This is a genomic window from Oscillibacter sp. CAG:155, from assembly GCA_000436875.1.
Taxonomy (GTDB): Bacteria; Bacillota; Clostridia; order Oscillospirales; family Oscillospiraceae; genus Oscillibacter.
In genome coordinates this window covers 1-9013 of record FR890858.1, presented here as the reverse complement: position 1 = coordinate 9013, position 9013 = coordinate 1, and the positions used below count along the sequence as shown (strand labels likewise).

Here is a 9013-nt window from a genome sequence, read left to right as displayed (position 1 = left end):
GACGTTCACGTCCACCGCCGTCACCGGCAGCGTCACCGACAGCACGCACCCCGGGAACTTCCCCTTCATGATCTGGTTGCGGTAGCCCTCCTCCAGCGCCGCCGTCAGGAGCTGGGATTTGATATAACGGCCGTTGACGAAAAAGGTCTGCATGGACCGGGACCCCCGGCCCATCAGGGGCTTTGTGACAAAACCGGACACGGTGACCCCGTCTCCCCGGCCCTCCACCGCCACCAGGCTCCGGGCGAAGTCCCGGCCCAGGGCGGCGTAGATCGCGGAGTCCAGCTTCCCGTCGCCGGGGGTGTGGAGGGTCTCCGTTCCATCCTTGATGAACTTGAAGGAGACATCGGGATGGGACAGGGCCAGATGCTGCATAAGGCCTGCCACGGCGGCGGTCTCCGCGCTGTCCTTGCGCATGAACTTCAGCCGGGCCGGCGTGTTGTAAAAGAGGTCCCGCACCAGCATGGTGGTCCCCTCCGGCGCACCGGCGCTCTCCACCGTACCGGCCACGCCCCCCTCCAGGTGCAGCGAGGCGCCTACCTGGGCCTGGTGCTGCCGGGTCAGAATATCCGTGCGGCTGACGGCGGAAATGGCGGCCAGGGCCTCTCCCCGGAAGCCCAGGGTCCCGATCTTCCCCAGGTCCGCCGCCGTGCGCAGCTTGGAGGTGGCGTGGCGGAGGAAGGCGGTGGGCAGCTCCTCGGGGGCGATGCCGCAGCCGTTGTCCGTCACGCGGATCAGCCCCATGCCGCCTCGCTGGATCTCCACCACCACCGCAGTGGCACCAGCGTCGATGGCGTTTTCCACCAGCTCCTTGACCACGCTGGCGGGGCGCTCCACCACCTCGCCGGCGGCAATCAGATCCGCCACATGGGATTCGAGTTGTTGAATGTGAGGCATAGGCTCCTCCCGAACTTGATGGTTCCCCGGCCGCAGCCGCTTACAGCAGCATGACAGCCAGAATCGGAATGGTGATGATGGACATGACCGTGGTCAAAAAGGTGACCTGAGCCATGGAGCGCTGATCGCCGCCGTAGGTGGCACACATCAGCGTGCCGGTGACTGCCACCGGCATGGCCATCTGGGAGACGGCCACGCCGTAGAGCATCTCCGGCAGGTCCATCAAAAGCAGCAGCACACCGCTGAAGAGCACCGGCAGCGCCAGCAGGCGGATGATGACAATGGCCCACACCCGGGGACCGCCCAGCATCTCCCGCAGGGGGAGCTTTGCCAGCTCGGAGCCCACCAGCATCAGCGCCAGAGGCACCGTCACATCACCCACCATGTTCAGCATCTCCCCGATCTGCCCGGGGATCTGGGTATGGGTGAGCGCCACGATCAGCGACAGCACGGACGCCACGATGCAGGGAGTGAGGAACTGCTTCCAGGAAAAGCGCAGCCCGCCGCCCAGCATCAGCGGCCCCAGGGTAAAGGAGAGCAGATTGAAGGGGATTGTCAGCACCACGGCGTAAAAGAGGGCGTCCTGTCCGAAGAGGGCCACCGCCACCGGGTAGCCGATAAAGCCCACGTTGGGGAACGCCAGCACGAACCGCCAGACGCCCTTCTGCGCCGGGGTTCCGCCCACCAGATGGGGCAGGGCCAGCACGGCGGCAAATTCCACTGCATAAAACACCAGCGCCACCAGTAAAATCCGCAGGATCACGCTGGTCTCCGGCAAAGCGCTGCCGGTGGCCACCGCCCCCAGGATCATGCAGGGGTTGGTGATATTCAGCACGGTCTTGGACAGCCGCTGATCCGTATCCTCACTCAAAAAGCCCAGGTGACTTGCAATAAATCCTGCGGCAATGGCCGTCAGGATCACCAGCATCTGTCCAAATACATCCCAAAAATTCATGGTTTTTCTGTTCTCCCTTTGTCAAATGGTCTTGCGTCTGCCGTTCCCGTCCGTGGGGCCGGCATCTTTTTAACAGTGCCCTTACAGCATGCTCCACACGCTCAGGGCGTTGGCCGCAGCATGGAGTCCGATGGAGGCCCACAGCGTGCCGCTGTAATCATAGACCCCCGCCAATACCAGTCCCGGCACCAGGTACTGGATCATCAGCAGAAAGTAGGTGATGTCCTGATTGACCACCGCGAACTGCCAGACGTGCAGCAGTGCAAACAGCAGGCAGGAAACCGCATATGCCGCCAGACGGCTCTTGGTCCGCAGGTTCCCGAACACCAGTCCCCGGAAGAGCACCTCCTCCACAAAAGGTGCCAGAAACACCACGATCAAAATGGTCACGTGTGGGGCGGCGTCGATCTGGGCGAAGACGGTGGTGTTATTGAGATTGGTGCGGTTTCCCACCAGCAGATTCGTCAGACGGTATACCAGCTCGTTGAGGCCGTAGAGGGCCACCAGTCCTCCCGCCACCGCCTTGCAGGCAGTGCCCAAGTTCTCCACCAGCTGCCGGGAGGTGCGGGCCAGAAAGCCGTGGAAAATGATGACGCTCACTGCAAAGAGAATGTAGTAGGTCAGCACGTTCTGCAGCCCGTCGCTGATGACCATTCCCAGAAGATTCCCCGCCAGGCGGAACAGCGGCCCGGCGGCAAAGGGCAGCACCACCAGATAGACGACAAAAAACGCCGTCCCGGCCACCTGCTCTCCCGGTGTCATATAGGCCGTGTGTTTTCGTTTTGCCATGTACAACCTCCCGCCGGAAATTTTTGTGTTATGTAAACTTCTGCTCCCACCCGTAGAGCAGCTTTCTGGCCTCCAGCTGGGTCAGCGTCTCCACCTGACAGCGCCGGATGGCGGCCCCCCACCGGTCAGGCCCGGCGGGGACCCCGCATTGGACTCAAATGGCCGGGCGAAGCCCGCCCATTTCAAGGTTTTGCTTTGCAAAACGCTTGCGTGCGCCGCTCGGCGCGGCTGGACGCCATCTCAATTGAGTTTTTGCTTCCACCCGTAGATCAGGTTCATAGCCTCCAGCGGGGTCAGCGTCTCCACCTGGCAGCGCCGGATGGCGTCCAGGACCTCTCCCTCCCCCAGCGCATCCAGAGAGACCTGGTCGGTCTCCTTCCGGGGGGCGACGTACTGCACACCGTTTTCCTCCTCCAGCTCCTGCAGCACGGCCTTGGCCCGCTGGATCACCTTGTCCGGCAGTCCGGCCAGCTTGGCCACCTCGATGCCATAGCTCCGGTCTGCCCCGCCGGGGACGATCTTGCGCAGGAAGATGATGTCCTCTCCCCGGGTCTTGACGGCGATGTTGTAGTTCACAGTGCCGGGCAGGGTGTTCTCCAGCTCCGTCAGCTCGTGGTAATGGGTAGCGAAAAGAGTCTTTGCCCCCAGGAGCTTCTTGTCGGCGCAGTACTCCAGCACCGCCCGGGCGATGGACATGCCGTCAAAGGTGGAGGTGCCCCGGCCGATCTCGTCCAGAATCAGCAGGGAGTGTTTGGTGGCGTGGCGCAGGATGTCCGCCACCTCCGTCATCTCCACCATAAAGGTGGACTGTCCGGCGGAGAGGTCATCGCTGGCGCCGATGCGGGTGAAGATCCGGTCCACCACGCCGATGCGGGCAGAGGTGGCGGGCACAAAGGAACCCATCTGGGCCATGAGGACGATCAGGGCCACCTGGCGCATATAGGTGGACTTGCCCGCCATATTGGGGCCGGTGATGATGGCCACCCGGTCCTCTTTTGCCCCCATGAAGGTGTCGTTAGGGACGAAAAGGGCGTCAGAGAGCATCTGCTCCACCACCGGATGGCGGCCCTCGTGGATCTCAATGACGCCGGACTCGTCCACCTCCGGCCGGCAGTAGCGGTTGCGCACCGCCACGGCGGCAAAGGAGGCCAGGGCGTCCGCCTCCGCCACGGCGGCGGCCGTGCGCTGGATGCGGGCGGTCTGGGCGGAGATCTGCTCTCGCAGCTGGGTGAAGAGCTCGTACTCCAGGGCCACCACCCGCTCCGAGGCGGTGAGGATGGAGTTTTCCAGCTCCTTGAGTTCCTGGGTGATGTACCGCTCCCCGTTCACCAGGGTCTGCTTGCGGATATAGGTGTCGGGCACCTGGTCTGCAAAGGACTTGGAGACCTCGATGTAATAGCCGAAGACCTTGTTGTAGCCGATCTTCAGCGTGCGGATGCCGGTGCGCTCCTTCTCCTTGGCCTCCATCTCGGCGATGACGCCCTTGCCGCCAGTGAGGATGTGGCGCAGGCGGTCCACCTCCTCGTTGAAGCCGTCCCGGATGAAGCCGCCTTCCCGCACGGAGAAGGGCGGCTCGTCACAGATGGCCTGGGCGATGGCGGAGCCGATATCCTCCAGCGGGTCCAGCTCCTCCGCCAGGGATGCCAGATGCCGGTCGGAAAAGGCGGAGAGCTGCTCCTTCACCGCCGGCAGCCGCTCGATGGCTGCCCGGAGGGACGCCAGATCCCGTCCGCCGGCGGTGCCGTAGACGATGCGGCCCAGCAGCCGCTCCATGTCGCCCATGCCCGTGAGGGCCGTGATCAGTTCCTCCCGGGGGATGGTGCCGTCCACCAGGGCCGCCACGGCGCTGTTGCGCCGGGTGATGGCCGTGACGGAGAGCAGCGGCCGCTCCAGCCAGCTGCGCAGCATCCGGCCGCCCATGGGGGTCTTGGTCTTGTCCAGCACCCACAGAAGGCTCCCCTTCTTCTCCTTGTTCCGAAGGGTCTCCGTCAGCTCCAGGTTCCGCCGGGCCGCCAGGTCCAGCTCCATGAAGCGGCCCTGCTCGTAATAGTCCAGGTCGTTGATATGGGAGAGATCCGTTTTCTGGGTCTCATAGAGATAGTCCAAAAGCCCGCCCAGGGCCATGGCCGCCGCCGGATTGCCCCGGGGCAGTCGCTCGAAGGCCTCGTCCCCGAACTGGCGGCGGATGTTCTTTTCCGCCTGGTTGAACTGGAACCGCCGCTCCCCGTTTTCCACACGGCAGTGGAATTTGTCCCGCAGGACGGCAATCAGCTCTTCGTCATCGGCGGCGCCCTGGTTCACCACCGCCTCCGCCGGGGAAAAGCGGCCCAGCTCATTGATGACATGCTCCGTCCGCTCCTTCCCGGCAAAGGCCGTGAGATGGGCCTTGCCGGTGGAGATGTCGCAGAACGCCACGCCTGCGCACCGCTCATCCAGATAGATGCCGCAGAGGAAGTTGCTGGCCTTGTCCTCCAGACAGGCGGCATCGATTACCGTGCCGGGCGTCACCACCCGGATGATGTCCCGCTTCACCAGTCCCTTGGCGGTGGCAGGGTCCTCCATCTGCTCGCAGATGGCCACCTTGTACCCCTTGGCAATGAGCCGGGCGATGTAAGATTCGCTGGCGTGGTACGGGATGCCGCACATGGGGATCTTCTCCTCGGCGGACTTTTTGGGGTCCTTGTCCCGGGAGGTCAGCGTCAGATCCAGCTCTTTGGAAGCAAGCTTCGCATCATCGGCAAACATTTCGTAAAAGTCGCCCAACCGGAAAAACAAAATGGAATCCGGGTTGTCCTTTTTGATCTCCAGGTACTGCTTCATCATGGGGGTCAGTTCTGCCAAGGGTGTCACCTCATTGTCTTCTTGTGTTTTGCTGTCCGCGCGGACCGTTCTTCCGGCCCGCACGGCGCGTTCGTCAAAGAGCCTCGCCGTAGAGGGCCCAGGTATTGCTGCCGGTGATCTTCACATTCGTGAACTGCCCCATGAGGGCCTTGTCCCCCTTCAGCCGCACCAGGCGGTTGCCCTCCGTACGGGAGGCAAGGGGATAATCCGGGTCGTCGCTCTCCCCGTCCACCAGCACCCGGACGGTCTCGCCTACGTAGGCGGCATGGAGGGCGGCAGACTTGGCGTTCTGGACCTCCAGGAGCTTGTCGAACCACTTCTGCTTCTCCTCCCGGGTGGCGGGGTCCGGCATGGCGGCCGCCTTGGTGCCCGGGCGGGGGGAGTAGATGAAGGTAAAGAGGGCATCGAAGCCCACTTCCTCCACCAGGGAAACGGTGTCCATGGCCTCCGCCTCCGTCTCCCCAGGGAAGCCGATGATGATGTCGGAGGTCAGCACCAGCCCCGGCATGACGGACTTGGCGTAATGCACCAGGTCCAGATACTGTGCCCGGGTGTAGCGGCGGTTCATCTCATGGAGCACCCGGTCGTTGCCGGACTGCACGGGAAGGTGCAGCTGCTTGGCAACGTGGGTGCTTTTTGCCATCACGTCAAAGAGACGGTAAGTGGCGTCCTTGGGATGGCTGGACATAAAGCGGATCAAATACTCCCCGGGGATCTTGTCGATGTCCTCCAGCAGATCCGGAAAGTGGTAGCCGATATTCAGGTCGTTTCCGTAGGAGTTGACGTTCTGCCCCAGGAGGGTGATGTCCTTGTAGCCGGCCTCCACCAGCTCCCGGACCTCCGCCAGGACCGCCTGGGGGTCCCGGCTGCGCTCCCGGCCCCGGACGTAGGGCACGATGCAGTAGGAGCAGAAGTTGTTGCACCCGTACATGATGGAGACCCAGGCCTTGACGCCCTTCTCCCGCACCACGGGGATGCCCTCGGCGATGGTGCCGTGCTCATCCTGAACGGAAAAGACCCGCTTGTGGGTCTCGTAGACCTGATAGAGAAGCTCCGGGAACTTCCACAGCGCCTGGGGACCGAACACCAGGTCCACATGGCGGTAGGACTCCTTGATGCGCTTGGAGACCCGCTCCTCCTGGGCCATGCAGCCGCAAAGGCAGATGACCTGCTCGGGATTCTCCTTCTTCGTGTGGGTCAAAATGCCCAGGTTGCCGAACACCCGCTGCTCGGCGTGCTCCCGGATGGCGCAGGTGTTGAGGATGACGAGATCCGCCTCCTTGGCATCCTCCGTCAGCGTAAAGCCCATCTCCTGCAGCATGCCCATGAGCTTTTGCCCGTCGGCCACGTTCTGCTGGCAGCCGAAGGTGTCCACGCAGGCCCGGGGATGGGCCTGACGGCTCTCAAACATGCGGCGGATCTTCTCCTGAAAGTCCCGCTGGCGGGCAAGGTCCGTCTCCGGGACCAGTACGTCTTTGCGTTCCAAAGCTGTTTCCTCCAAATGTAAATGCTTGCCGCCGCAAAGCGGCGGCGCAGGGCGCAGCAAACCGTTCCCGCAGCGGCAGCTCCGGTCCGGGCAGTGCTTCCAAAGCCACCCGTTTCCCATAGGGTCTTTGTCCCCTGAACCGCCTGGGCGGCACGGCAAACCGGCATTCTGCGCCACGAGATACTTTAACTAAAATATCATAGCACACCAGAAAACAAAGGACAAGACACAAAAGCGGCCAACTTTTCCCCTGCCTTTGCTGCCGCGTTTGCCCATTTTCCGTACCGCCCTCTTGCGCCGGCAGGGCCTTGACGGTATGATGATCTTATCACCCGGGACATCCCCCGGTACTGCCCCGGACAAACGGAAGGAGCGTGTGACGATGAAACGGCTTTTTTGTGTTTGGATGGTTCTTCTGCTGCTGTTTTCCGCCGTGCCGGCGGCGGCTGCCCAGCCCCTCACTTACGAAAGTGACACCCTGGGCTTTTCCCTGACGCTGCCGGGGCTGACAGAGGAGGATGTGACCCTGGAGGAACGTACCGGTGGCGTGGACGTATACCACACCCTCTCCCGGGAACAGTGGGGCGGGCTGATGGGGTCCATTGAGGTGGTCTCCCCCCGAAGCGCTTTCTTCTCCGGCGGCTATGACAGCCTTCCCTATCAGATCCTGGCTATGGGGACGGACCGGGTCTACCTCTGGAAATCTCCCGGCGGAGGTGCCGCCACCGGCGGTGAGGAGCTGGAGGATTACAGCCGGGTGGCCCGGGCCCTGACCACGGACGTTCTGCGGGCAAACCTTCAGCCCGCCCATCCCGACAGCCTGCCGGTTTTGAACACCCAGGCCCGCCTTCCCTATCTGACGGCGGAGGGCGGCGCCATTCGGCCCGACGATCCCCTGACCCGTGGGGAGCTGGCCCAGGCGCTCTATGCCCTGCTGGATGCGGACAACAAGGGCGCCTCCTTTGCCAATCCGTTTTCCGACGTGACGGACCCCGCCTGCGCCCAAGCGGTGGCGTACCTCACAAGCTACGGCATCCTGACCGGTTATGCCGACGGCACCTTCCGCCCCGATGCGCCTGTCAGCCGGGCGGCCTTTGCCGTGGCGCTGCACCGCTGTCAGTTCGCCGCCCCGGTGGGACGGTACGGCAGCGGAGATGACTTCTCCGACGTCCCGGACGGATTCTGGGCCAAGCGTTATCTCAACAGTGCCCTGGTGCTGGGCTGGATGTCCGGCTACGCCGACGGCACCTTCCGCCCCGCCGCGTCCGTCACCCGGGCCCAGGCGGCCACAGCGCTCAACCGGGTCCTGGGCCGGGACGCCTCCCGCACCGCCGTACCGGAGGGGACGAGTCCCTTCTCCGACCTCCCGGAGGACCACTGGGCCTGTGCCAATGTGCTGGAGGCCGCCGGCGCACTGCCGGAGGTGCCGGCGGACATTGTGACGCCGCCGGAGTCCGCCCTGCCCCGGGACACCGACGCCGCCTTCTTCCTCTCCCAGACGGAGGGCTGGGCCGTCTGCGGCACATCGCTGCGCCGCACCACCGACGGCGGCAGCACTTGGCGCACCGTGGGACAGCCCCTGACGCTGGAGGCCTCGGGCCTGTTCTTCTTCAATGACCGGCAGGGCCTGCTGCTGGGAACGGATGCCCAGGGCACGTGGCAGGTATTGGAGACCGATAACGGCGGAGAGACCTGGCGGGATTTTATCCTCAATGCCCTCTGGGATCTGGACTTTCCTACGGAGGCCTTTCCCCGGGATGAGGCCTTCTGGAAGGCAGTGGTCTCCGCCCAGCTGCAGCCCGCCGGAACCGACGCGGTCTATCTGAGCGTGCGCTATGTCCCCTATGAGAGTATTTATCCCCTGGACTTCACCGCATATGCCCAGTGTACCATTACCCTGGCGGAGCTGGGCCATTATGCCGTCCCAGCCAGCGCATAGTCTGACGGCCCCTTGCGGAGTGGAAATTGTCCAAGACCTCGCCCCCATTCCGCCGTTTTTGCCGCGTATATATAAAGAAGCCCCCGCCCTGGGACCCAGGGCGGGG

General features: G+C 63.7%; 6 protein-coding genes. 1 reads left to right on the top strand and 5 read right to left on the bottom strand.

The genetic code is table 11. The annotated features are described in order from the left end of the window. The 5 genes from mutL to miaB all read right to left on the bottom strand — a co-directional run. Positions 1-897: DNA mismatch repair endonuclease MutL (gene mutL / locus QZL67_RS02555; RefSeq protein WP_292919718.1), on the bottom strand; the 897-nt coding region annotated here is incomplete at its 3' end. 40 nt (positions 898-937) lie between these two features. Continuing rightward, complete coding sequence (locus tag QZL67_RS02550) at positions 938-1852, bottom strand: AEC family transporter (RefSeq protein WP_022289211.1); 915 nt, start codon at positions 1850-1852, stop codon at positions 938-940. Positions 1853-1933: 81 nt separating this feature from the next. Next, on the bottom strand, positions 1934-2641 hold the full coding sequence (locus tag QZL67_RS02545) for a CPBP family intramembrane glutamic endopeptidase (protein WP_022289210.1): 708 nt from the start codon (positions 2639-2641) through the stop codon (positions 1934-1936). Positions 2642-2881: 240 nt separating this feature from the next. After that, positions 2882-5482, bottom strand: coding sequence for a DNA mismatch repair protein MutS (gene mutS, locus QZL67_RS02540; protein WP_022289209.1), 2601 nt, complete (start codon positions 5480-5482; stop codon positions 2882-2884). A gap of 73 nt (positions 5483-5555) precedes the next feature. After that, complete coding sequence (miaB, locus tag QZL67_RS02535) at positions 5556-6968, bottom strand: tRNA (N6-isopentenyl adenosine(37)-C2)-methylthiotransferase MiaB (protein ID WP_022289208.1); 1413 nt, start codon at positions 6966-6968, stop codon at positions 5556-5558. Positions 6969-7350: 382 nt separating this feature from the next. Here miaB and QZL67_RS02530 point away from each other — a divergent pair, with 382 nt between their 5' ends. Continuing rightward, positions 7351-8907: an S-layer homology domain-containing protein gene (locus QZL67_RS02530; protein ID WP_022289207.1), complete on the top strand. Its 1557-nt coding sequence runs from the start codon at positions 7351-7353 to the stop codon at positions 8905-8907. Positions 8908-9013: the final 106 nt, after the last annotated feature.